Below are 25839 nucleotides of genomic sequence, written 5' to 3'. Positions count from 1 at the left end.
ATAAAATTGTAAGATTTCGAAAGCAAGCTGAAACATTCCCATGCTATAATGACTAAAGACTGAAAAGATATGGAGAGAACGCCATGATTGAAATGAAGGATGTAATGAAGAAGTACTCAAATGGTACCACAGCTATCCGAAATCTCTCGATCGTCATTGACCAAGGAGAGTTTGTTTATGTAGTAGGACCATCTGGTGCTGGTAAATCTACATTCATCAAATTGATGTACCGAGAAGAAAAAGCAACGAAAGGAACATTGAACGTTGCTGGCCATGATCTGATAAATATCAAAGATCGTGAAGTACCTTATTTACGTAGAGAAATCGGAGTAGTTTTCCAAGACTATAAATTGTTGCCTCGAAAAACAGTATATGAAAATGTCGCATATGCGATGCAAGTCATCGGTAGAAAACCTCGTGACATAAAAAAACGTGTCATGGAAGTTTTAGACTTAGTCGGCTTGAAACATAAAGTACGTGTTTTCCCAAGTGAATTATCAGGTGGGGAACAACAGCGTGTTTCGATTGCTCGAGCAATCGTGAATACACCAAAAGTATTGATTGCAGATGAACCGACAGGAAACTTAGACCCGGAAAACTCATGGGAAATCATGAAGTTATTGGATCGGATCAATGCGCAAGGAACGACTGTTGTTATGGCTACACATAACAGTACGATCGTTAATACAATTCGTCACCGCGTAATCGCCATTGAAAATGGCCGGATTATTCGTGACCAAGCGGAAGGGGAATATGGATACGATGATTAGAACCTTTTTCCGTCATTTATTAGAAAGTATCAAAAGTTTAAAACGAAACGGTTGGATGACCATCGCATCAATCAGTGCGGTGACGATCACACTGACTTTGGTTGGTGTATTTATGGCAATCATCATGAATGCGACTAAATTAGCCGAAGACATCGAAGGTAACGTAGATGTTTCTGTGTTCGTTGATATCGGGACGAATGAGAAAGATATGAAAACACTCGAAAAAGAATTGAATGAACTTGAACACGTCAACAAAGTTGAATTTTCAAGTAAAGACCAAGAATTAAAGAAAATCCAGGATCAAATGGGTGATTCTTGGAGTTTGTTTGAGGGAGACGGCAATCCGTTATACGATGTATACGTTGTAACAACGACACAACCTTCTTATACTAAAGAAGTTTCTGAAGAAGCCGCGAAGTTGAAAAATGTTTTCCGTTCGGATTATGGTGGCACTTCGTCTGACCGAATCTTTGATATTGCTGCGGCAGTACGTACATGGGGATTAGCAGCAGCTGCCTTGCTATTATTTGTCGCGATGTTCTTGATCTCAAATACGATTCGTATCACGATCATTTCACGTCAAAGAGAGATCCAGATCATGCGTTTAGTTGGTGCCAAGAATGGCTATATCCGTTGGCCTTTCTTCCTTGAAGGAGGTTGGATCGGCTTGATTGGAGCCATTATTCCTGTATTGATTTTCACATTTGGGTATCAGGAAATCTACAAATTGCTCAACCCAACCTTGTTGCGTTCAAATTACTCATTGATACAGCCACAGGATATCGTTTGGAAAATCGACGCATTGATGGCCGGTATTGGTGTCATTATTGGTTCATTAGGTTCGATTATTTCAATGAGAAGATTCTTGAAATTTTAGTCAAAGATATGAAGCAGACCAGTGGGAGCGATCCTGCTGGTTTTTTTTGTAAAAATTTTCATTCTCGAAAAATCTATTTTATAGAAAAATAAACTTACTCTTTCCTGTCTATCTATAGTATTCTAAGGAAGTCGGTTTTTCTGGTAGACAAATCAGTGGTTTTTCTTTACTTTAAAAAACAACTTCGCTATCCTAAGGAGGATAGCCGGATAAGAGGTGAGGCAATGGATATTATTTTTGACAATTTTTCGACGATCTTACTGCTTACGAACACATTATTATCTTTAGTGATCGTTTTTACCGAAAGAAAAGAAACTGCTCAAACTTGGGCATGGTTACTTGTATTGACTTTTATCCCGATACTAGGTTTTTTCCTTTACATTTTCTTTGGACGTGGGATTTCAAAAGATAAGATATTTGATTTGAAGATTCAAGGAAAGATCGGTAAGAACTTAGAGATCGAAGAGGATCGACAGGCATTGATGCGGGGATTATACCCACATCCTCCGACTGGACAAGTGGATGTCAAACAGTTGATTTATATGTTAACTGTTGGAGAAAGCACACTGTATACCACAAGCAATGATGTGACGCTGTTCACCGATGGCAGAGAAAAATTTGACCGGTTGATCGAGGATATTGAACAGGCAACTGACCACATCCATCTACAATATTATATTTATCGCAGCGATAGCTTAGGGATCGAGGTCTGCCAAGCATTAACTTCTGCTGCTCGCAGAGGGGTACAAGTAAGAGTTTTACTGGATGCGTGGGGATCGACGGAAGTTTCAACCAAGTTTTTCCATGAGTTAAAAGAAGCTGGTGGAGAAGTTGCTTTCTTTTTTCCGCTTTTTGTTCCTTATCTGAACCCGCGAATCAATTATCGTAATCATCGAAAGATCGTAGTAATCGATGGGAAAATTGGTTATACAGGTGGATTCAATGTGGGAAATGAGTATTTAGGTCTCGTACAAAAATTTGGTTATTGGCGAGATAATCATTTGCGTATCTATGGTGAAGGAGTCTATGCGCTACAAAATCGCTTTTTGATGGATTGGAATTCTCAACATACAAAAGAAGTGCATTATGCGGCGCGCTTTTTCCCAAGTATTGCATCAACCGGTGAGATTGCCTTACAGGTCGTGACGAGTGGACCAGACTCAGAACATGAACAAATCAAAATGACGTACCTTAAAATGATCTCACTGGCCAAGCGGGAGATTTTGATCCAAACGCCTTATTATATTCCAGATGAATCAATCCATGAAGCGTTGAAATTGGCATTGCTATCCGGTGTGAAGGTCCATTTGCAGATTCCCAATAAACCAGATCACCCATTAGTGTATTGGGCAACGTATTCTTTTGCTGCTGAATTGATCGAATATGGTGCTGTCATCGAAACTTATGAAAATGGATTTATTCATGCGAAGACAATGATCATCGATAGCGGAATCGTTTCCGTAGGTTCAGCAAACATCGACGTTCGTTCTTTCCGTTTAGATTTTGAGGTCAATACACTGATCTATGACGAACGGCTCGCAACTCAAGTGCGAGGGGCATTTTTTGAAGATGCAAAAGTTTCTGAGCGTTTGACAAAAGAACGTTACGAGGCTCGGGGCTGGATGATCAAGCTAAAAGAGGGATTGGCTCGACTTGTTTCACCACTCTTGTAAAAAACTGAACAAAAAAGGACATGAAATAGACTCATAAGAGCAGATTTTCATGTCCTTTTCTATCGGGGCCATTTCTGTAGTTTTATTACAAGAAATGGAGAAAGCGTCTCGCAAGAGCGGGAATTAACTTTTGGGGTATTTCTTGTTTTTTGGGGAAAGCAAGAAATAAGTTAATGCTTGCTTGGTACAGAGACACATTTCAATGCCAGTATAGCATAGAAAAATTTATTGAGATAGTATTTTTTTTAATTAAATTAAATTATTTGTTATTTAATAAAATCAATTGATTTTCAAGTAATAGTGAAAATGTTAAAATGGAAATACTTTAGGATTGAAGGAGATTTCTAATGAAAAAATTACGATTATTAATACCAATGATAGCACTATTTATAACAATGTCTGGGTGTTCAAACCTGGTCGACCAAGGTGAATCGATCACAGCGGTGGGGTCATCCGCTTTACAACCTTTAGTTGAAACGGTTGCTGAGACATATCAATCAGAAAATCCCGGCAAATTTATCAATGTACAAGGTGGCGGAAGTGGTACTGGTTTATCGCAAGTCCAATCAGGTGCTGTTGAGATCGGTAATTCTGATTTGTTCGCAGAGGAGAAATCAGGGATCGATGCGTCCGCGCTGATTGACCATCGAGTAGCAGTAGTGGGCATTACACCAATTGTCAACAAAGAAGTCGGCATTGACAACATTTCGATGGAAGACTTGAAAAAAGTATTTACTGGTGAACTGACGAACTGGAAACAACTAGGTGGGAAAGATCAGCCAATCGTGATCTTGAACCGTGCAGCAGGTAGTGGAACGAGAGCAACTTTTGAAAAATGGGTCTTAGACGGTGAAACAGCGATTCGTTCCCAAGAACAAGATTCTAGTGGAATGGTCCGTCAAATCGTTGCGGATACCCCAGGAGCAATCAGCTATGTCGCATTCTCTTATGTATCAAAAGATGTGGATACACTGAAAATCGACGGAGTCGAGCCAACAGACAAGAATGTCACAACAAATGATTGGACGATTTGGGCTTATGAGCATATGTATACGCGAAAAGAGACAAGTCAATTAACGAAAGACTTTTTAGCTTATATCTTATCAGATGAAGTGCAAAAAAATATCGTTGGAGATTTAGGCTATATTCCAGTGTCGAGTATGAAAGTTGAACGCGATTGGGAAGGTAATGTGGTGAATTAACCATCTTTACACAAAATTTACAAAGTTAGCAAAAAATTTACATGTTATTAAAATCAAATTGATATTCGCTTAGTAGACTGTATAGGTATGTTAAAGGACCAAGGAGGAATCATCTGTGGAAGATGTAAAAAAAGCACTAGTAACTAAATCCAAGCGCTCGAAAATGGAACAACGTGGAAAGTTTATCAGCTTTTTATGTATTGCATTGATTGTAGTGGTTGTTTTAGCAATATTTTATTTTGTTGCCAGCAAAGGGTTAGCGACCTTTTTTGTTGATAAAATCAATGTTTTTGATTTCTTATTTGGAACAAATTGGAATCCAAGCGCACTCGGGCCGGATGGAAAACCAATGGTAGGAGCTCTACCAATGATCGCGGGTTCGTTTATCGTTACTTTTTTATCTGCGATCATTGCAACACCTTTTGCCATCGGAGCAGCTGTGTTCATGACAGAAATCTCTCCGAAAAACGGAACAAAGATTTTACAACCGGTCATTGAACTACTTGTAGGTATTCCTTCAGTTGTTTATGGGTTTATCGGTCTATCCGTCATCGTTCCATTCATTCGCGGCATTTTTGGCGGAACGGGTTTTGGTATTTTAGCCGGAACATTTGTGTTGTTCGTAATGATCTTACCAACGGTTACGACGATGACAGTCGATGCGTTAAAAGCCGTACCAAGACACTATCGTGAAGCTTCTCTTGCATTAGGAGCAACGAGATGGCAAACCACATATAAAGTAGTCTTACGCGCAGCAATTCCAGGAATCTTGACAGCTATCGTCTTTGGGATGGCTCGTGCCTTTGGTGAAGCCTTAGCGATCCAAATGGTTATCGGTAATGCGGCATTGATGCCAACAAGCTTTACCACTCCAGCTGCAACGCTGACATCGATCTTGACGATGGGTATCGGAAATACGATCATGGGTACCGTTGAAAACAACGTTTTGTGGTCTCTAGCCTTGATCCTACTCTTGATGTCATTATTCTTTAATATCGTTATCCGCTTGATTGGTAAGAAGGGAGAATTGAAATAATGAATGCAAAACGTTCTGATAAAATAGCAACAGGTGTCTTATATGTGATTTCAGGCATCATCGTCCTGATCCTCGCTGCGTTGCTTCTTTATATCTTAGTTCGCGGTATTCCACATATCTCTTGGGCATTTTTGACTGAACCGTCAAAAGCGTATCAAACTGGCGGAGGAATTGGAATCCAATTATTCAACTCTATCTATTTACTGATCATCACAATGATCATCAGTTTTCCGATTTCACTGGGTGCAGGAATCTACTTGTCTGAGTATGCAGGTAAAAACTGGTTGACAGATGTCATCCGCACATCCATTGAGATTCTTAGCTCATTGCCTTCTGTCGTTGTCGGTCTCTTTGGTTTCTTGGTTTTCGTTATCCAATTCCAATATGGGTTCTCGATCATTTCAGGTGCCTTGGCATTAACCGTATTCAACTTGCCTTTATTGACTCGGACAGTCGAAGAATCTTTACAAGCAGTTCATTACACACAACGCGAAGCTGGTTTAGCTCTAGGATTGTCTCGTTGGGAAACAGTGCTTCGTGTCGTTGTTCCTGAAGCGACACCAGGTATTTTGACGGGGGTCATCTTGAGTTCTGGCCGTATTTTCGGTGAGGCCGCAGCGTTGATCTATACCGCTGGTCAAAGTGCGCCAGCCTTAGATTTTACTAACTGGAATCCATTTAGCATTTCCAGCCCGATCGGTATCTTCCGACAAGCTGAAACACTAGCTGTCCACATTTGGAAAATCAATACAGAAGGAACGATGCCCGATGGGGTTTCCGTTTCGGCAGGAGCTTCTGCAGTATTGATCATCGCTGTGTTACTATTCAACTTTGGTGCTCGAGCAATTGGAAAACGTCTGCACCGTAAAATGACTTCAGCTTAAGGAGAAGAAGCAGAATGAAAGAATATAATATGAATGAAACCAACATCATCAAAATGGGCGCTGAAAAAGATATCGCGCTATATACAGATGATTTGCATGTATGGTATGGCGATAACGAAGCCATTAAAGGTGTCAATCTTGAATTTGAAAAGAATAAAATCACTGCATTGATCGGACCATCAGGGTGTGGGAAGTCCACTTATCTACGTTCATTGAATCGAATGAACGATGGGATCGCAAACACGAAGATCACTGGAAAGATCATGTATAAAGAAGTCGATGTCAATGCACCACAAATCGACGTTTACGAAATGCGCAAACGAATCGGCATGGTGTTCCAACGTCCGAATCCTTTTAGTAAATCAATCTATGACAATATTACGTTTGCCTTGAAACAGCATGGTGAGAAAAACAAACAAAAACTAGATGAGATCGTCGAAACTAGTTTGAAGCAAGCGGCATTATGGGATCAAGTCAAAGATAGTTTGAATAAAAGTGCTTTGGCGTTATCAGGTGGACAACAGCAACGTCTTTGTATCGCTCGTGCAATCGCGATGAAACCAGATATTTTATTGCTTGATGAACCAGCGAGTGCGTTAGACCCGATTTCTACTGGGACTGTTGAAGAAACGTTAGTCAACTTAAAAGAAGATTATACGATTATTATTGTGACTCACAATATGCAACAAGCTGCCCGGATCAGCGATTACACTGCGTTCTTCTATCTTGGAAATGTGATCGAGTATGACAAGACGAATAAGATATTTACTAGACCTAAGATTCAGGCAACTGAAGACTATGTGTCCGGTCATTTTGGTTAAGACGGAGGACTTGCTATGACAAAAGAAATTATCTCATCAAAAGATCTTCATCTGTATTATGGGGAAAAAGAAGCCTTGAAAGGCATTGATCTAAGTTTCAATAAAGGCGAGATCACTGCAATGATCGGACCATCTGGTTGTGGGAAATCTACTTATTTACGTTCATTGAATCGTATGAATGATTTGATCCCAGGTGTAACGATCACTGGTAGTGTCGTTTACAAGGGCAATGATATCTACAGTCCTAAAACGGATATCGTTGGACTACGTAAAGAAATCGGTATGGTGTTCCAACAACCAAATCCTTTTCCATTCTCCATCTATGAAAATGTCATTTATGGGTTGAAAATCAAAGGTGAAAAAGACAAAAAAGTGTTAGACCAAGTAGTAGAAGAGAGCTTGAAAGCAGCATCTGTTTGGGAAGATGTCAAAGATAAATTGCATAAAAGTGCGTTGTCTTTATCAGGTGGACAACAACAGCGAGTGTGTATTGCCCGTGTGTTAGCTGTCAATCCAGAAATTATTTTATTAGATGAGCCAACTAGTGCCTTAGATCCAGTCTCTACTGGTAAAATAGAAAGTATGTTATTAGAATTAAGAGAACGCTATACGATGATCATTGTGACTCACAATATGTCACAAGCATCACGTATCTCAGACAAAACAGCTTTCTTCTTAGATGGCAATTTGATCGAGTTCAACAATACGAAAAAAATATTTATGAATCCTGATAAAAAAGAAACGGAAGATTATATCTCAGGACGATTCGGATAAGGAGGAAAGAGGATGTTACGAACACAATTTGAAGAAGAATTATTGAACCTTCATAATCAATTTTACGAAATGGGAATGATGGTTAGTAATGCCGTGCATAAATCAGTGCGCTCTTATACAAAACACGACAAAGTTCTTGCAAAAGAAGTAATTGAAAATGACATTACAATCAATGATATGGAAACACGATTAGAGAAAAAAAGTTTTGAAATGATTGCTTTGCAACAACCGGTGACAACTGATCTACGAACGATCATCACAGTCATGAAAGCAAGTTCAGATTTAGAGCGTATGGCTGACCACGCAGTATCAATCGCCAAGTCAACGATTCGTCTTAAAGGAGAAACAAGAATTCCTGAAATCGAAAAAGAAATCTCTGATATGTCTGATTATGTCAAAAAAATGGTAGATAATGTCTTAGTCGCTTACGTTAAAACAGATGAAAAGGATGCACGTACGATTGCAAATATGGATCATCGTGTCAATGAATCATTCAATCGGATCTACAATGCAACGATCAAAAATATGCAAGCAAATCCCGAAACTGTTATCAGTGGAACGGACTATGTCAACGTAGCAAGTTATTTAGAGCGGATCGGTGATTACGTAACAAATATCTGTGAATGGATCGTGTATCTAGCTACAGGTAAAATCACTGAGTTGAACACAAATCATAACGAAGAGACTAATCAAAGATAAAAATCATTCGCTGATTTTTGTCAAATGCTGATCAGTATTTCTGAGAAATAAGCGCCAACTTCCGAAAAGAGAGATATATTTTTGGAAGTTGGCTTTTTTATTAATATAGAAGACAATTATTCGAGATTTGGCGATGATTAATTGTTTGTTGTTATCCATTTCATAAATTTTAAGGATCGGGTACATTAGATATCCTGTTCCTTCTAAAAATGAATAAATGGTGTTCAAGAAGCAACACTTCGGACATAAGTCAAAAAAATAAAAAATGAAAAAGCCATTTTCGATTTTTCTGCCTTATGCCTTAGTACTGACCGCTTCTTTCACAACCTTAGAATAAACGGTGTTCAAGAAGTAGCTCCTTCAGAAATAAGCGTGAACCCCCCAAAATTTGAAGAACAATTTTCGGTTCTTCACGCTTATTTCTCGGAGCTGAGCACTTCTTTCACAACCTTAGAAAGGAAGGCGTATGTACAAAAAAAATCGATTATTGATCAAATGTTTGATTCTTTGTAGTTGTTTTGTGGCCGCATGGGTAATCCAACATGCCACTGAATGGTACGAAGACCCAATCATGCAAGTACAGCAAGTATCGCTAGAAAATGAACAACAAGTAATCAAAGGAGAATTGATGAATACGCAAGCGAAAGGAACAGAACTCACTCTGTTTATTCCGCACCAAGAAAATCAGATCGAACATGCAAAAGCTAAGACGAATCAACTTTATCTCGTACGGAAAATCGGGGATGAATGGCAGATACTCAGCAAAAAAAATGACGGCTGGTTATTCCTTTTTACAAGTTTATTTATCTGTGCGCTCTTGTTCGTAGGCGGAAAAGCAGGCATATTCACTTTGATCAGTGTAGGACTCAATCTCTTGTTATTGATTTTACTTCTTCAGGGTTTCACGCAGATCCAAGGGATATCTTTGGTGATGACGAGTGTCCTTTTTGTCTTTCTAGGAACGGTCATTTGCGTTTTTGCCTTAGATGGTTGGCAACAAGGTGGACGGATAAAAATCGTCGCAACCATGACGAGTGTAGGTGTAGCTTTTCTAATTTGTTTGTTCGCAATGGATTATTTGAACGATCAAGGATTACGTTATGAGGAAATGAGTTACTTGACTCGACCGTATCGTTCCGTTTTTTTAGCTAGTTTATTAGTAGGGATGACAGGTGGGGTATTGGATACAGTTGTCACAGTCACGACAACTTTAGATGAGTTAGTGAATAAAAAACCAAAAATAACGATGAAACGATTGTGGCAGTCTGGTCAAATGGTAGGACAAGATGTAATTGGCTCCATGACGAATATCTTACTATTCGTATACGTCAGTGGGACGATCCCGATATTACTTGTTTACTTTAACAATGGTTGGCCCTTGAGAGATGCGATTGAGCTACATCTCTCGTTGGAATTGCTACGTGTGATCAGCGGAAGTCTAGGCATTGTCCTTTCGATTCCCATTACACTTTTATGCTATTTAGGCCATTTGAAGTATCGGAGGGCGATTTGATGAATGTACTTTTGCTCTTAGCACTTCTCTTAGTGCTATTGATTTTACTGGTTGGTGGGAAAAATGGGCTCTATACGATCTTAGGTCTGTTCATCAACGTCCTGTTGTTTTTCCTTCTATTACTCCTCTATCATTTTCGGTTGCCAATATTACCAAGTGCCATCGTGATCTTTTTATTGATCACTAGTGTCACATTGTTTTTTGTTAATGGCTATAATCTCAAGATGAAAGCAGCTTTTCTTAGTGTATTGCTTTTTTTAGTGGTTTTCTTAGTGGTGACGCCGTTTCTTTCTGAATTAGCGATCCAAGGGTTTACAAGGATTGAATTAGATGAACTGACAGGGTTCGATTTGCATATACCCTTGGATTTTTTCGCATTGACGCGAGCAATTTTATTGATCAGTGTGAGTGGAGCCGTATTAGATGCAAGTGTGTCCATCGCTAGTGCGACGTATGAAGTATATCTGACAGATCCATTACAAAGCTATCGGGAATTAGTAAAATCGAGTATACGGATCGGCAGAAAAATTTTAGCTACAACAGTAACGACCTTGGTTTTTGCTTTTATGGGAAATTGTTTAGCCCTGATATTGTGGTTCATTGATCTAGAATTGTCTTTTGGCCAGTTGATCAACGAAAAAACTTTCGTTTTGGAGTATGTAACTGTAGTAGTCACGACAAGCGCAGCGATCCTTGTTTTACCGATAACATCAGTCATTTCTTCAATTTTATTTACTCGACAGAAAAAATCATCCTAAGAATGAGAGAAAGTTACAACTTAAGTCCTATGACTTTTTCTTCAAATCATTGCATAATATGTATGTAAGGAAAAGCTTGCAAACAATTTTTGCTATAAGGAGGCAATTTCCATGAAAGAAAGAGAACGTATTTTAGAATTAGTTAAAAAAGGCATCCTTTCAACTGAAGAAGGTTTAGACCTATTGGAGAGTATGGCAACTGAAAAAGATGAAAAGCAAATCGCAAAAGAGGCAGATCGTGTACATGCTGATCGTAAAGAAAAAGATGAAGCAAGTCGTTTGATCGATGAACTTGAAAATGGCAAAGCTGAACGTGAAGCAGTAGAACCAGATCCAAGACAAAAAGAGCAAGAAGACAAAGAGAATCTAGAAAAAATCTTAGATGAATTGGCGACTGAAGCGAACAAAACTTCTGCTCACTTAGATGAAGTCAACGCAAAACTTTTTGAAAATAAAATTGCACGCAATGAAAAACAGGAAACATTGATGCAATTGAATACAAAAGAAGAGTTGGATCAACTAACAGAAGAAGAATTGACACAACGTCAACAATTGGAGCAAGAAGTCAAAGAACTTGAAGCAGCCGGAGATCTCTTATCTGAAGAGCGGATCAAGCTTGAAGCTGAATTAAAAGATATCCGTAAAAGCCAATGGTCTGAGAAAAAAGACACCTTTGCTGAGAAATTTGACTTGCCAGAGGATTGGAAAGAACAAGCAAATGACACATTGAACCAAGTCGGCGAAAAAATGACTGAAGCTGGGAGTCAACTAGGTAAATTCTTAAAGAAAACCTTCCAAAATGTTTCCGTAACAGTGAATGATAATATGGAATGGAAAGATGTCAGTTTACGAGTACCTGGGATCGCTACAACTAAATTTGAACACGAATTTTACTATAGCGCGCCACAAGCAAGTATTATCGACATCAAAGCGGCTAATGGGAATGTCACCTTGAAAACTTGGGATAGCGAAGACGTAAAAGTCGAAGCGAAAATCAAGCTTTATGGAAAAATGGGTGCAGAGCCTTATGAAGCTTTTGCTGAACGCAGTCAAATCGAAGTCAATGATGAACACATTTATTTCCAAATCCCGAACAAACGTGTACGTGCCGATTTAGTCTTCTACTTACCAAAACGCACGTATGACCATACAGCAATCAAATTACTCAATGGTAATATTGTAGTTGAAGATTTAGATGTAAAAGATATTTATATGAAATCAACAAACGGTAATATCTTGGTTGAGCAAATGGCTGCAACGATGCTTGAGATTGGTGGAGTCAATGGGAATATCGATGTCCGTAATGGAGATATTTTAGATTCAATCATTGAAACAGTCAACGGTACAGTTACTTTTGGCGCAACACCAGAAAACTTAGCGATTTCATTAGTCAATGGGGATGTTCGTTTGACAGTGAAAGAAGATCGTTTGAAGAAAATCGAAGCAAGCTCAGTCAATGGTAACGTCAAAGTTGCATTGCCAACAACCATCGGTATGGACGGTCATGCAAAAACAAGTCTCGGCAGTATCAATAGCCGCCTGTCTGATTATGAAGTGATCCGTGAAAAGAAAGAGCGCACGAATCAAATGTTAGAATTCCGTCGCGTTTCTGAAAATGAAATGGCGAAAATTGAATTGTCTACTACAACTGGTAGTATCTATTTAAAAGATACAGATAAATAATTTTTTCGCTTCGACCTTCTGAAAGAGGAAGGCGAAGCGAAAATCATACTTATAAGAAACAAACAATAGGTTTATTATTTCAATAAATCTTCCGAAGTAAGATTGTTTTAGCATCTTTCTTCAATTAAAATAGGAGAACAGAGGTGAAAGAAAATGAAAAAAAAGTTGACAAAATCAAATAAAAATATTGTATTGACTGGTACTTTAGCTGGGATTGCTGAATATCTTGGGATTGATCCAACAGTTGTTCGTGTCATTTACGTCTTCTTAAGTTTAGTTGCATTCGGAAGCCCAATTATTTTATACATTCTGTTGGCTTTGCTTGTGCCTTCAGGAAAGAATAATCAACGTCGTTATGGACATGACAACGACTATTATCAAAAAAACAACTACAGAGAACAAACGAATAAACGAAAAGAGGCAGAGAAAATCAACGATGACGAATGGAGTGACTTTTAATGTCTTATCTTCAACGTATTGTTGTTAGTACGCTGACGTTTATCTCTCTGGCAGTTATTTTTCCAAATATGATATTTGTGAATAGTATTTGGACCGCAGTTGTGGCGAGTTTTGTTCTTTCTGTGCTGAATCTATTAGTCAAGCCATTCATTATGTTTTTATCGATCCCCTTTACCTTGTTGACGTTTGGATTATTCACTTTTGTGATCAACGCATTGATTTTACAAATGACCTCCTTCTTTGTCGGAGCAGCTAATTTTAGCTTTTCGTCATTTGGATCAGCTATAATGATTGCAGTGATCATGTCATTCGTAAATATCATCGTTAGCAATCGTAATATGAACAGGAATCGTTAGAAAACAATGCAAAGGACAATAAAGCACAATCAAATAAGTGGAAAGAGGAAGTGGCAATTGTCGCTTCCTCTTCTTATTTCTAAAGAAATGACAGCGATTTCTTGATCGGTGCTTGCCATAAAAAACGAGTGTAATGAAAAGGATATCCCTTGTTTTTTTTATTGGTAGTACTTTTACCGATAGAATGATAAAATAAAAGAGAACAGTTTAATAGAAATGAGGTATACGAATGGCAGAAATGGTAAAAGTTAGCCAATTAGTAGAAAAACTATCATTAGAAATCGTCACTGGTGACGAGCAAAGTTTAAATCGTGTCATCGTAACCGGTGATATCTCCAGACCTGGACTGGAATTGACCGGTTATTTTAATTATTATTCGCATGATAGACTACAGTTATTTGGGAGCAAAGAAATCAGCTTCGCAGAACGGATGATGCCGGAAGAGCGTTTGATGATCATGCGTCGTTTATGCAGTGAAGACATGCCAGCCTTTATCATCTCTAGAGGTTTAGCTGCACCAGAAGAAATGATTCAAGCAGCAAATGAACATGGCATGGCCGTTTTGCGTTCGCCAATCTCAACCTCACGTTTACTTGGTGAGTTATCAAGTTATTTAGATGGACGATTAGCACCTAGGACAAGTGTTCACGGCGTCTTAGTCGATGTCTATGGACTAGGTGTCTTGATCCAAGGAGATAGTGGTATTGGGAAGAGTGAGACAGCGTTAGAACTGATCAAAAGAGGCCATCGATTGATTGCAGATGATCGAGTGGATGTGTATCAACAAGATGAGCTAACTGTTATTGGAGAGCCACCAAAAATCCTTGAACATTTGATTGAGATTCGCGGAATCGGGATCATTGATGTGATGAATCTTTTTGGTGCCAGTGCAGTCAGAGGATCGATGCAAGTCCAATTAGCTGTCTACTTAGAAGCTTGGGCAAAAGAGAAAAAATACGATCGTTTAGGGTCTGAAGATACTTCTGTTGAAATTGCGGAAGTAGGTATCCCCCAAATCAAAATACCTGTGAAAACTGGACGAAATGTCGCGATCATCATTGAAGTTGCTGCGATGAATTTCCGTGCGAAAACGATGGGATTCGATGCAACGAAGACATTTGAAGAAAGATTGAGCCGTTTGATTGAAGAAAATTCAAACGGACAATAGCTAGGAGTGAAAGTATGATTGCACAAATCAATCGGGTCGCTTTTGACCTTTTAGGAGTTCCTATTTACTGGTATGCATTGATCATTGTTTCAGGCATTATCATCGCCATGTGGTTAAGCAGTCGAGAAGCAGTAAGAGTAGGAATGAAAGCAGAAGACGTCACTGACTTTATGTTATGGGGATTACCGCTATCGATCATTGGCGCACGCTTGTATTACATCTTGTTCGATTTACCACAGTATATTGCAAATCCGATCCAAATATTCAATATCCGTTCAGGCGGTCTAGCGATTTATGGTGGTCTGATTGCAGGCGGTATCACATTATATTTTTACACGAAATATCACTTCATTGATGTCTGGACGTTCTTGGACATTGCTGCACCTAGTGTTTTATTAGCACAAGCAATTGGGCGCTGGGGAAATTTCATGAACCATGAAGCATTTGGACCAGATACAACAAGGAGTTTCTTAGAAAGTCTATATTTACCGAATTTTATTATTGATAATATGTATATCGATGGGATCTATCGACAGCCAACTTTCCTTTATGAATCAGTATGGAGCCTTATTGGCGTGATCATCCTCTTATTACTACGGAAGAAAACGCATCTTTTGAAAAAAGGGGAAATCGCACTGCTTTACTTGATATGGTATAGTTTTGGTCGTTTCTTCATCGAAGGAATGAGAACGGATAGTCTTTACTTTTTAGATACGATCCGTGTGTCACAGCTTTTATCTGCTGTGCTATTCATTGGAGCAATCGTTCTATTCATCTGGCGTCGGAAAAAAGGCAACTTACCAGATTACGACCGATCTTTAGGGAAAAATCAATTCATTATCTAAAGTCCAAGTCGAAAAAAATGAAAAAATTTGCAGGAGTGGTAAAATGAAATATAGGGTAGCGGTTTTAGGTGCTGGCTCGTGGGGAACAGCATTAGCACAAGTGCTTGCTGAAAATGGTCATGACGTTCGACTCTGGAGTCACCGTGCCTCACAGGTTAATGAAATCAACCAAAAGCATACCAATGAGCATTATTTACCAAAACACCAATTGCCCAAAACGATCATCGCATACTCGGACATGGCGAAGGCTGTTTCTGATGTAGATGCTGTTTTGTTCGTTGTACCGACTAAGGCGATTCGTTCGGTATGTCAAGAACTCGTTGAGGTCTTGCAAACAAAACCAGTGATCATCCATGCAAGTAAAGGCTTAGAACAAGGAACACACAAGCGGATCTCAGAAGTCCTGGCAGAAGAGATCCCAGCAGAAAAGAGACAAGCAATTGCTGTTTTATCGGGTCCAAGTCATGCAGAAGAAGTGGCTCGTCACGATATTACGACGATCACTGCTGCAAGCACGGAAGCAGATGCTGCTAAATTTGTTCAAACACTATTTTTGAATCATTATTTCCGAATCTATACGAATCCTGATGTTATTGGGGTCGAAATGGGTGCCGCTTTAAAAAACATTATCGCAATCGGTGCAGGTGCAATCCATGGCTTAGGTTTTGGGGATAATGCAAAGGCAGCTATCATGACAAGAGGATTAGCAGAAATCAGCCGCTTAGGTGTTGCTATGGGAGCAAATCCGTTGACCTTCATCGGACTGAGCGGTGTCGGTGATTTAATTGTCACTTGTACAAGTATCCACTCGAGAAATTGGCGTACCGGTAATCTGCTTGGACAAGACCATGAATTAAGCGAAGTCTTGGATAATATGGGCATGGTCGTGGAAGGTGTCCAGACCACACGAGCTGCTAAAGAGTTAGCTGAGACCATGGGGATCGAGATGCCGATCACTCAAACGATTTATGAAGTGCTATATGAGCACAAGAACATAAATGAAGCAGCGACAGAGATCATGTTGCGCGATGGCAAAAAAGAGAATGAATTTCACTAACATTTTTAAGGGAGAGAAAAAAATGAAAGTAAAAAAAGCAGTGATTCCAGCAGCAGGTTTAGGAACAAGATTTTTACCTGCAACAAAAGCGATGGCAAAAGAAATGTTGCCGATCGTTGATAAACCAACGATTCAATTTATCGTAGAAGAAGCGTTAAAATCAGGGATTGAAGATATTTTGATTGTCACAGGGAAAGCAAAACGCCCAATTGAAGATCATTTTGACTCAAATATCGAATTAGAAACGAACTTAGGCGAAAAAGGAAAAACTGAATTACTAAAATTAGTGGAAGAAACAACGGATGTAAACCTTCATTTTATTCGCCAATCGCATCCTAAAGGGTTAGGACACGCTGTGTTGCAAGCAAGAGCATTCATCGGAAATGAACCGTTTGTTGTCATGTTAGGTGATGACATCATGGAAGATGAAATCCCATTGACACAACAACTGATCGACGATTATGAGCGTACACATGCTTCAACGATCGCCGTGATGCAAGTACCTCACAAAGATACATCTAAATATGGGATCATCAATCCAGGAGAAGAACTAGAAGACGGCTTATTCAATGTCAAAGATTTTGTTGAAAAGCCTGAACCAAGTAAAGCACCAAGTGATTTAGCAATTATTGGACGCTATTTATTGACACCCGAAATCTTTGATGTCTTAGCAGAGCAAAAACCAGGTGCAGGTAATGAGATCCAATTGACCGATGCAATCGATACATTGAATAAGACACAACGCGTATTCGCACGTAAATTTACGGGTAAACGTTATGATGTCGGCGACAAATTTGGTTTTATGAAAACAAGTATCGAATATGGATTGACACATCCAGAAGTGGGTGGACCATTAAGAGAATACATTCTATCATTAGGCAAGTCTTTAGCAGCAGAGACGCCTTCATCTTTCAATCAATCAACAGAAACTTCTGAACCAACTAACAAAAAGTAAACAAGCGAGATGCTTCAGCTGCTGATAAAAATGTAGGTAGTTGAAGCTTTTTGCTATTTTTTATTTGTTTAAAAAATATGAAAATGCTATCCTTATAGCAAGAAGAGGAGAAGGAGACTTGATTATGACAGTTGGAGAAATTGCTGGCTTGATTGCAGCAATTGCTTTTGCAATACTTGTGGTCTTTCTAGTACGTGTATTGATTCGATTAGCAAAAACGATTGAAAAAGCAGAACAAACAGTAACAGAAGCAAACACAACGATTGAAGTCGTTACCAAAGATGTTGATCTTTTATCGAGACAAGTCGAAGGCTTGTTAGTGAAAAGCAACGAATTGTTGAATGATATCAACGGAAAAGTAGCAACGATCGATCCTTTATTTACAGCTGTCGCTGATTTGAGCGAGAGTGTATCAGAATTGAATTCTTCAAGCAAACACATCGTTACAAAAGTTGGTGGCATCGGTAAAACAACAGCAAAAGCAACTGTTGCCAGCAAAGTCGGTGGGACTGCAGTGAAATTCTTTAAACATAAAAAACCAACAACAGATACGACAGGAGGAAAATAATCATGGCAAAAAAAGGTGGATTTTTACTAGGTGCAGTGATTGGTGGTACAGCCGCAGCAGTGGCAGCATTGCTACTTGCACCAAAATCTGGTAAAGAATTACGTGATGAATTAGCAGCACAAGCGGATGATTTTCTAGATATGGCTTCTGATTATACAGAGATGGTAAAAGAAAAATCAACTGAATTGACAAGTATCGCAAAAGACAAAGCGCATGATCTTTCACAACAAGCAGGCGATTTAGCTGGTAATGTCAAACAAACAGTCTCAGACGCAACAGCCGACGCAGGAGACGAATCAGAAGATATTTTAGTGACATTGAAAGAGCAATCAGCTGATTTATCTGATCGTTTCAAAAAATCAGCTGCTGATTTAGGCGACACAGCAGCTGCTGCGAAAGAAGACATTATGATCGACATCAAAGATACAGCAGACCAAGCAGGTAGTACTGTAAAAGAAGGCATTGACGAAGCTAAACCAGTAGCTGAAGATGCAAAAATCTTGTCTGAGATGGCAAAAGAAGATGCAGCTACTGCGAAAGAAGATTTAAAAGATACATTTAAATAAGCAACACTAAAAAGTGAGCAAGAAAAGGCACGATCAGGAAACAACCTGATTCGTGTCCTTTTTTCTCTAATCTTACGTGGAGAGGATATTGTAAATCATTGAGATCAAGAAAAGCGATTCCGAAGAAACAGAAAAGAAAATCATTGGTCTGCTGAACGAACAATATATGCAATCATTTTCTACAAATGAACACTTAACAACTCAAATCATTTCAATCAGTGCATCTAAGGATGAGAAGTGGATCGGTGGCGCAGTAGCATCTTTATTTGGTAATACCTTGCATCTATCATTGCTCGCCGTAGATCAATCGTACCGTCACGAAGGCATCGGATCGCGATTAATAGAAGCGGTTCAACAAACAGCATTGGAAAACCAGTGTTTGTATATGACCGTCAATACGCAAGATTATCAAGCTCGAGAGTTCTACGAAAGGCATGGCTTTGAGGTGTTTGCTTCGGTGGAAAATATGCCTTTTGTTGGCACAACGAAATTCTATTTAAAGCAACAAATAGCAAATGAATAGGTATCGACAACTAACGGATATCAGAAAAAGCAACTAAAAAAATAAGCGATAACCCGAAAATAGTTTCTACTTTGGGGTTATCGCTTATTTACAGGTCAAAACGCTTCTTTCACAACCTATGATAAACGGTGTTCAAGAAGCAACACTTCAATAATAAGTCAAAAAAACCAAAATAAAAAAAGCCATTTTGTTTTTTTGCCCTTATTACTCAGTGTTGAGCGCTTCTTTCACAACCTAGATAAACGGTGTTCGAAAGCCAGCTCCTTCAATATTAAGTCAAAACTTGAAAAAATATGAGAAGCTATTTTCTCAAGTTCTGTCTTAATACTCGGAGCAGAACGGCTTTCTCACAACCTCGATGAACGGTGTTCAAGAAGCTGACCTTCAACATTAAGCTGAGAAATCAAAAAATATGGAAAGCTATTTTCTGATTTCCCCTCTTACTGCTCAGGTCAAAACGCTTCTTTCACAACCTTACTCCACTACTAATAATTCTTTTGGTGTTGTTGTAAATGGGATGCAACCGTCACTTGTGACATAGACGCAATCTTCGATTCTTACGCCTACTTGATCAGGGATATAAATACCTGGTTCTAATGAGAAGCACATGCCTTCTTCGATCACTAGATCATTGCCTGCCACTAGTGAGGGATATTCATGAACAGTTGTACCAATACCATGACCTAGACGATGATTGAAGTATTCGCCGTAGCCGTAGCTTTCAATGACGTTACGTGCGACTTGATCAAGTTCAGCGGCTGTGACGCCTGGACGAACAGCTTCTTGAGCTGCTAATTGGGCTTCAAGCGTGATTTGGTAGATTTTCTCTTGAAATTCTGTCGGTTTTTGGAAGGCAACTGTTCGTGTCGCATCACTACAATAGCCATCCCATACGACGCCTAGATCGAACAAGACAAGTTCATTTGGTTGGATCGTAGTACTTCCAGGTGTTCCATGAGGGCTTGCTGCATTTGTCCCCGCTAAAACTAGCGTGTCAAAAGACATTTGAGATACCCCTTGTTTTTTTAGTTGATATTCGATTTCAGCAATAATCGCTTGTTCCGTTACGCCTTCTTTGATGGAGCGAAAACCAATTTCAAAAGCTACATCTGCCCATTTTCCTGCCGCAATCAATTGCTCTTTTTCTTTTGTTGTTTTGATCAATTGCAGACGTTGGATGACCGGAGTCAGGTCAGCAAATCGGATGCTGCTTGTCATTTGTAGCGATAATGCGTCAAAGCGATCAACCGTCAATGCATTTTTTTCGATCCCGATCGTTTTTATTTGTGGATAACGGGTGCGGATCTCTTGCTCGATCAATAGCCAAGGATCTTCACTATCAAGATAACCACGGACATCATAGGCCCAAGGACTATTTTGTGCATCTTCTACTTCTAACGCTGGTGTAAACAAGAAAGGATCTTGGTCAAGTGGAAGAAATAGAGCTAGTACACGTTCGTGGGGTTCACTTTCATAACCAGCAAAATAGGCGATATGACCTGGATCACTGATATAAGCAAGGTCGATTTCTTTTTGAGCCATCCATTGGCGTAATTCATTGATTTTTTCAAGATTCATTTGGACATCCTTCTTTCGCATTTATGGCATGTTTCGATAATTCATTGTACCACTCTTGTAAAAAAAGACCAATTGACTAAAAGTGAAAAAGGTGATTTTTTTCATGAAAACGCTAGTAAAACGGTTGCAATTTCTGTCAATCTTTGATATCCTGTTTTAGAAATGTAAATCGTATTTTCAGAAAAGATATAAAAACAGAATAGGAGAACAACGATGGAAAAACAAACTATCACTATTTATGACGTAGCGAGAGAGGCAAATGTTTCTATGGCTACTGTTTCACGTGTTGTCAATGGGAATCCAAATGTAAAACCAGCTACAAGAAAAAAAGTATTGGAAGTCATTGACCGCTTAGATTATCGCCCAAATGCTGTAGCTCGTGGTCTTGCAAGTAAAAAAACAACGACGGTTGGGGTCATCATCCCAGATGTCAGCAATATGTTCTTTGCTTCATTAGCACGTGGGATCGATGATGTGGCAACGATGTACAAATATAATATCATTTTGGCAAATTCAGACGGAAATGACCAAAAAGAAGTCAACGTACTGAACAATCTTTTAGCCAAACAAGTTGACGGTGTGATTTTCATGGGGCATCATATCACAGATGAAATCCGTGGCGAATTCTCACGTTCAAAAACTCCAGTTGTTTTAGCTGGTTCGATCGATCCAGACGAACAAGTAGGAAGTGTCAATATCGACTATACTTCAGCGACAAAAGATGCAGTAACTAAATTAGCTAAAAACGGCAATAAAAAAATTGCCTTTGTAAGTGGTGCATTGATTGACCCGATCAATGGCCAAAACCGTTTGAAAGGCTACAAAGAAGCGTTGAAAGAAAACGGGCTGACTTATAGTGAAGGTTTGATCTTTGAATCAAGCTATAATTTTAGAGATGGCTTGTCATTAGTAGAACGTATCCACAATAGTGGAGCAACTGCTGTTTATGTAACGGATGATGAACTAGCAATCGGTATTTTAGATGGCTTGATTGACCGTGGTGTCAAAGTACCAGAAGAATTTGAGATCATCACAAGCAACAATTCTTTATTGACTGAAGTTGCTCGACCACGCTTGACAAGTATTACGCAACCATTATATGACTTAGGTGCGGTATCAATGCGTCTATTGACAAAAATGATGAACAAAGAAGAAGTAGAAGAAAAAACAATCATCTTACCATATGGAATTGAAGAAAAAGGTTCAACGAAATAAATCGATTGAGATAAACATCAAGCGATTGATCAAATAAAACGATAACTAAAAGTAGCTGAAATGACAAAGAATAGTCGTTTCAGCTACTTTTTTATGGAAATAACAGGGGCAAAGCTTCACCAAAGATAAGTAAAAACGAAAAAAAAATGAGCCGGATCTTGATATCATTTATCAAGATCTGACTCATTTTTTTTTGAGAAAGAGTAGTGGACTCAGATTGTTTCGTTAATCGTCGTCTTTGTCATCCTCTTTGTTCTGTGGATTTTCACGTTCGAATGTTCCGACAGTATTCCAGTAATCTTTGTAATTTTCATCCGTTCCACCTACACCAAATTTGAAGGTGCTTTTCTCAGGACCATTTTTTGCCCAAAGTGACTCGACAGTTTTGCTAGGTGTATTGATCGATCTTCGGTCAACGGTCACTTTTCCAGGTAATTGTCCTGTGAAGGCAGAAACGTCTTCTTTCTTCACATCAGAAGCAAGTGTGAATTTCTGATCGGTACCAAAAATCGTTGGGTTTACTTGATACACTTGATTGATTAAATTCGCTAAATATTTGGATGAACGCAATCTTGCTTGGGCATCCATTCCGGTATTATCATCGTGTCCTGCCCAACTACTGATCGTGACAGAGGGTGTGGAGACAACTAACCATGAATCTCGGTAATCATTCGTTGAACCAGTTTTACCGATCCAATCCGCTTGACCTAAGCTGCCATTGAGACTAGTGATATCATCTTTGAATGGTGTGGTGATCTTTTCATTGATAACGCTACGCAACATATCATTGACGATCGAAGCTGCGGCTTCGGAAAAGACGCGCACTGGTTTAACTTCGTGTTGATAAATAACATTCCCCTCGTTGTCAGTGATCGCATCAATGATATACGCTTGCTGGAATTCGCCATTATTTGCTAATGCCTGGAAGCCATTGGTTTGTTGAAGAGTGGTGACATCGACTGTTCCCAGTGGTGCCGATTCAACGCCCCAGTTGGCATTTGCGGGATAGTTCATTTTTGATAGATACGTTTCGTAGGCGTATTGTTTTGAGCCGCCATTGTTCAAAACATCTTGATATAAATGGTAAGCAGGGATATTGTTCGACCATTCCAATGATTCACGAACCGTTTGGAAGGTATTTGATCCTTTATTCGTCGCATTGACGATGTCTTCTCCCGCATTTGAGCCTTCTTGCCAAGTAGTTGCATAGTCAGAAACACGTGATTCTGAACCAACTAAGCCCATATCGATCGCTGGACCATAAACCAACATCGGCTTGATCGATGACCCGGCTTGTCTTTGAGTATCAAAGGCATGATTATTTTGGTTCAGCGCATAATTACGACCACCGACAAATCCATAAACTCGACCGGTTTTATTATCCATCAGAACGTTACCAGTCTCAACAGGTGTGCCTTTTCCGTCATCAAGTAAGTAACCATAATTGGCAACACCTGCTTGCATCGCATCATAGATGCCTTTATCGATCGTTGAATGAATCGTGTACCCTTGATTTTGGATCGTTTGTTCTGCACGTTGATAGTAGGCATTGTAGACGTCTGTATCGGATAGATCTGCGTTATCTTTTTCTCCCAATTGTCTAGCAATGATATCGGTCGCGGCATTCATGACCGTGTAATATAAGAAGTCACGGTCAGTTTGTTCTGCCACTTGTTGACCTAAGAAATCTTTTGTTAAGTTATAGGCTTTTGCTTCTTCATATTGTTCTTTTGTGATTTGGTGTTCACGGTACATGCTAAATAGCACGATGTCTTTTCTTTCTAAGCCGGCAGTAAGGTCTTCTTTCAATGCACCTGTATTGGTATAAGGGCTATAAGTGATAGGACTTTGTGGTAAACCTGCGATAAATGCCGCTTGTGGTAAGGTTAAATCGCTCGCATTGACTCCGAAGATCCCTTGCGCAGCTTCTTGGACACCGGCAATATTTTGGCCTTTATTGTTTCTTCCGAAAGGTGAAACATTCAAATAAGTGGAGATGATTTCGTCTTTTGTAAAATGTTTCTCGACTTGAGCAGCCAATAAGATCTCATTTGCTTTACGTTTAAAGGTTGTTTCATCGGTCAAAATCTGTTGCTTGACTAACTGCTGGGTCAGTGTTGATCCTCCAGATGAGCCGATCCCGGTTGCTTCAGAGAAAAGTGCTCGGATCACCGCTTTAGGAACATAGCCTTTATGTTCTTCAAAATATTCATCCTCTGTGCTGATGATCGCAGATTTTAAATAAGGCGACATTTGATCTGAAGGGACGGTTGTCCGCATCAAATCAGTTTGGATCGTCGAGATCTCTGTATTATCGGCATAAACAAGTTTTGATGTTTCGGTTATATTGCCTAACTCAGATTGTAACTCAGATTTGGAAGGTAGCTTTGTATCTTCAACTAGATACGCAAAATAGCCGGCACCGACTCCCACACCTAATGCAGCGAATAGAATGATAAGAACCATGATAAAAACGGTTAATGATTGAAAAACGCGAAAAATGACCTTAGGAACAAACCACTTTTCTTTTGTTCGTCGTGCTTGTTTTCTTCGTGTATTATTACGTGGCAAAGGTTTCACCTCAACTAATGGTTTTATTTCGCTAATTATAGCAAATAATAGAACAAAAAAACAGACATGGCTTTTTTTGTGTCTTATTTGACCTTTGGTTTTGAGAAAACATTAAAAATTCTTCTAGTTATTTTGTATCTGCTCGGATCATTGGACAGATTTCAAACTTTTCTTTCAAATTCGTTTCAGTTAAGATAAAAGGAGAGTGAACAAATCCATTCACTGAGTTACTAGCCGAGAGGGCTTTATAGGAGGAGTAAGATGTTATTAGGTTCACATGTCAGTATGAGCGGTAAAAAGATGTTACTAGGTGCAGCAGAAGAAGCAGCCAGCTATGGTGCTTCTACTTTTATGATCTATACAGGCGCACCACAAAATACCCGTAGAAAACCAATTGAAGAAATGAATATTGAAGCTGGAAAACAATATATGGAAGAAAATGGATTGAAGAATATAGTGGTCCATGCACCGTATATCATTAATTTAGGAAATACAACGAAACCAGAGATGTTTCCTTTTGCTGTACAGTTTTTAAGAGAAGAAATCGTTCGAGCGGAAGCATTAGGAGCAACTCAGATCACATTGCATCCAGGCGCACATGTCGGTGCTGGAGCAGAGGCAGGGATTGCAAGGATCATTGAAGGGCTAAATGAAGTCTTGACGAAAGAACAGACCGCACAAATCGCCTTAGAGACAATGGCAGGAAAAGGTACAGAGATCGGCAGAACGTTCGAAGAGTTGGCACAGATCATTGATGGAGTGACATTGAATGAAAAGCTATCAGTCACCTTTGACACGTGCCACACGAATGATGCCGGCTATGATGTAGCGAATGATTTTTATGGCGTCATTGAAACGTTTGATAAAGTGATTGGTTTAGATCGCTTAAAAGTACTACACATCAATGATTCAAAAAATCCACAAGGTTCACATAAAGACCGCCACGCCAATATCGGCTTTGGTACGATCGGTTTTGATGCATTGAATAAAATCGTCCATGAACCAATGTTCAAAGATGTTTCAAAGATTCTTGAAACACCATATGTCGGAAAAGATAAAAAATTAGCTTATGCCCCTTATGGGAAAGAAATCGCGATGTTCAAAGCTGAAACCTTCAACCCAGAAGTATTCCCAGAATTATTAGCAGATGTAGAAGGCTAAGTAAGTCATATTCTTTATTAAATAAATTGATTTTTAGGATCGAATGACATGAGGTCGGGACAGAAGTGTTCAGCCTCGAGAAATAAGGCACCATCCACGAAAATTGTTCTTCAAATTTTTGTGGATG

Annotated in this window: 25 protein-coding genes; 23 read left to right on the top strand and 2 right to left on the bottom strand. The window is 39.2% G+C overall.

All coding sequences use genetic code 11. The annotated features are described in order from the left end of the window. Nucleotides 1-83 precede the first annotated feature (83 nt). The 21 genes from ftsE to IGJ49_RS10100 all read left to right on the top strand — a co-directional run bounded on the left by ftsE (nucleotide 84) and on the right by IGJ49_RS10100 (nucleotide 19187). Nucleotides 84-770 carry a cell division ATP-binding protein FtsE gene (gene ftsE, locus IGJ49_RS10200; RefSeq protein ID WP_010734913.1) on the top strand — a complete coding sequence of 229 codons (687 nt, stop codon included), beginning with the start codon at nucleotides 84-86 and terminating at the stop codon, nucleotides 768-770. After that, entirely contained in the window at nucleotides 763-1647 is an 885-nt protein-coding gene (gene ftsX / locus IGJ49_RS10195; protein ID WP_306795955.1) for a permease-like cell division protein FtsX, read from the top strand. Before ftsE ends, ftsX begins: the two co-directional genes overlap by 8 nt. A gap of 224 nt (nucleotides 1648-1871) precedes the next feature. Further along, the gene (cls, locus tag IGJ49_RS10190; RefSeq protein WP_010734915.1) at nucleotides 1872-3320 is read left to right on the top strand and encodes a cardiolipin synthase; all 1449 of its coding nucleotides are present in this window, start codon (nucleotides 1872-1874) and stop codon (nucleotides 3318-3320) included. Nucleotides 3321-3667: 347 nt separating this feature from the next. Next, complete coding sequence (locus IGJ49_RS10185; protein WP_010734916.1) at nucleotides 3668-4522, top strand: phosphate ABC transporter substrate-binding protein PstS; 855 nt, start codon at nucleotides 3668-3670, stop codon at nucleotides 4520-4522. 115 nt (nucleotides 4523-4637) lie between these two features. Continuing rightward, on the top strand, nucleotides 4638-5558 hold the full coding sequence (pstC, locus tag IGJ49_RS10180) for a phosphate ABC transporter permease subunit PstC (RefSeq protein WP_034687410.1): 921 nt from the start codon (nucleotides 4638-4640) through the stop codon (nucleotides 5556-5558). Then, nucleotides 5558-6442 carry a phosphate ABC transporter permease PstA gene (pstA, locus tag IGJ49_RS10175; RefSeq protein ID WP_010734918.1) on the top strand — a complete coding sequence of 295 codons (885 nt, stop codon included), beginning with the start codon at nucleotides 5558-5560 and terminating at the stop codon, nucleotides 6440-6442. Before pstC ends, pstA begins: the two co-directional genes overlap by 1 nt. A 14-nt stretch (nucleotides 6443-6456) precedes the next feature. Continuing rightward, nucleotides 6457-7263: a phosphate ABC transporter ATP-binding protein PstB gene (gene pstB, locus IGJ49_RS10170; protein ID WP_010734919.1), complete on the top strand. Its 807-nt coding sequence runs from the start codon at nucleotides 6457-6459 to the stop codon at nucleotides 7261-7263. Nucleotides 7264-7278: 15 nt separating this feature from the next. Further along, nucleotides 7279-8037 carry a phosphate ABC transporter ATP-binding protein PstB gene (gene pstB / locus IGJ49_RS10165; protein ID WP_010734920.1) on the top strand — a complete coding sequence of 253 codons (759 nt, stop codon included), beginning with the start codon at nucleotides 7279-7281 and terminating at the stop codon, nucleotides 8035-8037. A gap of 12 nt (nucleotides 8038-8049) precedes the next feature. Continuing rightward, nucleotides 8050-8736, top strand: a complete 687-nt coding sequence (gene phoU / locus IGJ49_RS10160) for a phosphate signaling complex protein PhoU (RefSeq protein ID WP_010734921.1) — start codon at nucleotides 8050-8052, stop codon at nucleotides 8734-8736. Nucleotides 8737-9202: 466 nt separating this feature from the next. Further along, entirely contained in the window at nucleotides 9203-10249 is a 1047-nt protein-coding gene (locus IGJ49_RS10155; RefSeq protein ID WP_438723348.1) for a YibE/F family protein, read from the top strand. After that, a complete protein-coding gene (locus tag IGJ49_RS10150; RefSeq protein WP_438723346.1) occupies nucleotides 10249-11007 on the top strand; it encodes a YibE/F family protein in 759 nt (252 codons plus the stop codon). The genes IGJ49_RS10155 and IGJ49_RS10150 overlap by 1 nt, the downstream gene beginning before the upstream one ends. A gap of 111 nt (nucleotides 11008-11118) precedes the next feature. Continuing rightward, nucleotides 11119-12690 (top strand): daptomycin-sensing surface protein LiaX, encoded by a 1572-nt coding sequence (liaX, locus tag IGJ49_RS10145; RefSeq protein ID WP_224434133.1) that lies wholly within the window; start codon nucleotides 11119-11121, stop codon nucleotides 12688-12690. A 153-nt stretch (nucleotides 12691-12843) separates the two neighbouring features. Further along, nucleotides 12844-13149, top strand: a complete 306-nt coding sequence (locus IGJ49_RS10140) for a PspC domain-containing protein (RefSeq protein WP_010734926.1) — start codon at nucleotides 12844-12846, stop codon at nucleotides 13147-13149. Next, the gene (locus IGJ49_RS10135) at nucleotides 13149-13505 is read left to right on the top strand and encodes a phage holin family protein (protein WP_010734927.1); all 357 of its coding nucleotides are present in this window, start codon (nucleotides 13149-13151) and stop codon (nucleotides 13503-13505) included. The genes IGJ49_RS10140 and IGJ49_RS10135 overlap by 1 nt, the downstream gene beginning before the upstream one ends. A 229-nt stretch (nucleotides 13506-13734) precedes the next feature. Beyond that, a complete protein-coding gene (hprK, locus tag IGJ49_RS10130) occupies nucleotides 13735-14673 on the top strand; it encodes an HPr(Ser) kinase/phosphatase (protein WP_010734928.1) in 939 nt (312 codons plus the stop codon). 14 nt (nucleotides 14674-14687) lie between these two features. Beyond that, nucleotides 14688-15518 (top strand): prolipoprotein diacylglyceryl transferase, encoded by an 831-nt coding sequence (gene lgt, locus IGJ49_RS10125; RefSeq protein WP_023520023.1) that lies wholly within the window; start codon nucleotides 14688-14690, stop codon nucleotides 15516-15518. A gap of 43 nt (nucleotides 15519-15561) precedes the next feature. Further along, nucleotides 15562-16575, top strand: coding sequence for an NAD(P)H-dependent glycerol-3-phosphate dehydrogenase (locus IGJ49_RS10120; protein WP_226075633.1), 1014 nt, complete (start codon nucleotides 15562-15564; stop codon nucleotides 16573-16575). A gap of 22 nt (nucleotides 16576-16597) precedes the next feature. Then, entirely contained in the window at nucleotides 16598-17530 is a 933-nt protein-coding gene (gene galU, locus IGJ49_RS10115; RefSeq protein ID WP_010734931.1) for a UTP--glucose-1-phosphate uridylyltransferase GalU, read from the top strand. A 124-nt stretch (nucleotides 17531-17654) separates the two neighbouring features. Next, nucleotides 17655-18098 (top strand): DUF948 domain-containing protein, encoded by a 444-nt coding sequence (locus IGJ49_RS10110; protein ID WP_010734932.1) that lies wholly within the window; start codon nucleotides 17655-17657, stop codon nucleotides 18096-18098. 2 nt (nucleotides 18099-18100) lie between these two features. Next, nucleotides 18101-18664 (top strand): YtxH domain-containing protein, encoded by a 564-nt coding sequence (locus IGJ49_RS10105; protein WP_010734933.1) that lies wholly within the window; start codon nucleotides 18101-18103, stop codon nucleotides 18662-18664. A 166-nt stretch (nucleotides 18665-18830) separates the two neighbouring features. Continuing rightward, nucleotides 18831-19187 carry a GNAT family N-acetyltransferase gene (locus tag IGJ49_RS10100; RefSeq protein WP_349519918.1) on the top strand — a complete coding sequence of 119 codons (357 nt, stop codon included), beginning with the start codon at nucleotides 18831-18833 and terminating at the stop codon, nucleotides 19185-19187. Nucleotides 19188-19661: 474 nt separating this feature from the next. Here the strand turns inward: IGJ49_RS10100 and IGJ49_RS10095 are convergent, their stop codons facing one another. Then, nucleotides 19662-20765, bottom strand: coding sequence for an aminopeptidase P family protein (locus IGJ49_RS10095; protein ID WP_438723342.1), 1104 nt, complete (start codon nucleotides 20763-20765; stop codon nucleotides 19662-19664). A 213-nt stretch (nucleotides 20766-20978) separates the two neighbouring features. Between IGJ49_RS10095 and ccpA the strand changes: the two genes are divergently transcribed. Beyond that, entirely contained in the window at nucleotides 20979-21980 is a 1002-nt protein-coding gene (gene ccpA, locus IGJ49_RS10090) for a catabolite control protein A (protein WP_023520019.1), read from the top strand. Nucleotides 21981-22205: 225 nt separating this feature from the next. On the opposite strand, the gene IGJ49_RS10085 is transcribed toward ccpA, so the two are convergent. Beyond that, a complete protein-coding gene (locus tag IGJ49_RS10085; RefSeq protein WP_438723339.1) occupies nucleotides 22206-24551 on the bottom strand; it encodes a transglycosylase domain-containing protein in 2346 nt (781 codons plus the stop codon). A gap of 261 nt (nucleotides 24552-24812) precedes the next feature. On the opposite strand from IGJ49_RS10085, the gene IGJ49_RS10080 reads away from it, so the two are divergent. After that, nucleotides 24813-25712, top strand: a complete 900-nt coding sequence (locus IGJ49_RS10080) for a deoxyribonuclease IV (protein ID WP_010734938.1) — start codon at nucleotides 24813-24815, stop codon at nucleotides 25710-25712. The last annotated feature ends 127 nt before the right edge of the window (nucleotides 25713-25839 follow it).

Source organism: Enterococcus sp. AZ171 (assembly GCF_051714005.1).
In the GTDB taxonomy this organism is placed as follows: Bacteria; Bacillota; Bacilli; order Lactobacillales; family Enterococcaceae; genus Enterococcus_B; species Enterococcus_B pernyi.
The sequence above is the reverse complement of the archived record's forward strand: the minus strand, read 5'-3'. Positions and strand labels throughout refer to the sequence as shown.

Coding starts and splice junctions, on each gene's coding strand:
- ftsE (WP_010734913.1), top strand. CDS start 84: ATGATTGAAATGAAGGATGTAATGAAGAAGTACTCAAATGGTACCACA.
- ftsX (WP_306795955.1), top strand. CDS start 763: ATGATTAGAACCTTTTTCCGTCATTTATTAGAAAGTATCAAAAGTTTA.
- cls (WP_010734915.1), top strand. CDS start 1,872: ATGGATATTATTTTTGACAATTTTTCGACGATCTTACTGCTTACGAAC.
- IGJ49_RS10185 (WP_010734916.1), top strand. CDS start 3,668: ATGAAAAAATTACGATTATTAATACCAATGATAGCACTATTTATAACA.
- pstA (WP_010734918.1), top strand. CDS start 5,558: ATGAATGCAAAACGTTCTGATAAAATAGCAACAGGTGTCTTATATGTG.
- pstB (WP_010734919.1), top strand. CDS start 6,457: ATGAAAGAATATAATATGAATGAAACCAACATCATCAAAATGGGCGCT.
- pstB (WP_010734920.1), top strand. CDS start 7,279: ATGACAAAAGAAATTATCTCATCAAAAGATCTTCATCTGTATTATGGG.
- phoU (WP_010734921.1), top strand. CDS start 8,050: ATGTTACGAACACAATTTGAAGAAGAATTATTGAACCTTCATAATCAA.
- IGJ49_RS10155 (WP_438723348.1), top strand. CDS start 9,203: ATGTACAAAAAAAATCGATTATTGATCAAATGTTTGATTCTTTGTAGT.
- IGJ49_RS10150 (WP_438723346.1), top strand. CDS start 10,249: ATGAATGTACTTTTGCTCTTAGCACTTCTCTTAGTGCTATTGATTTTA.
- liaX (WP_224434133.1), top strand. CDS start 11,119: ATGAAAGAAAGAGAACGTATTTTAGAATTAGTTAAAAAAGGCATCCTT.
- IGJ49_RS10140 (WP_010734926.1), top strand. CDS start 12,844: ATGAAAAAAAAGTTGACAAAATCAAATAAAAATATTGTATTGACTGGT.
- IGJ49_RS10135 (WP_010734927.1), top strand. CDS start 13,149: ATGTCTTATCTTCAACGTATTGTTGTTAGTACGCTGACGTTTATCTCT.
- hprK (WP_010734928.1), top strand. CDS start 13,735: ATGGCAGAAATGGTAAAAGTTAGCCAATTAGTAGAAAAACTATCATTA.
- lgt (WP_023520023.1), top strand. CDS start 14,688: ATGATTGCACAAATCAATCGGGTCGCTTTTGACCTTTTAGGAGTTCCT.
- IGJ49_RS10120 (WP_226075633.1), top strand. CDS start 15,562: ATGAAATATAGGGTAGCGGTTTTAGGTGCTGGCTCGTGGGGAACAGCA.
- galU (WP_010734931.1), top strand. CDS start 16,598: ATGAAAGTAAAAAAAGCAGTGATTCCAGCAGCAGGTTTAGGAACAAGA.
- IGJ49_RS10110 (WP_010734932.1), top strand. CDS start 17,655: ATGACAGTTGGAGAAATTGCTGGCTTGATTGCAGCAATTGCTTTTGCA.
- IGJ49_RS10105 (WP_010734933.1), top strand. CDS start 18,101: ATGGCAAAAAAAGGTGGATTTTTACTAGGTGCAGTGATTGGTGGTACA.
- IGJ49_RS10100 (WP_349519918.1), top strand. CDS start 18,831: ATGCAATCATTTTCTACAAATGAACACTTAACAACTCAAATCATTTCA.
- IGJ49_RS10095 (WP_438723342.1), bottom strand. CDS start 20,765: ATGAATCTTGAAAAAATCAATGAATTACGCCAATGGATGGCTCAAAAA.
- ccpA (WP_023520019.1), top strand. CDS start 20,979: ATGGAAAAACAAACTATCACTATTTATGACGTAGCGAGAGAGGCAAAT.
- IGJ49_RS10080 (WP_010734938.1), top strand. CDS start 24,813: ATGTTATTAGGTTCACATGTCAGTATGAGCGGTAAAAAGATGTTACTA.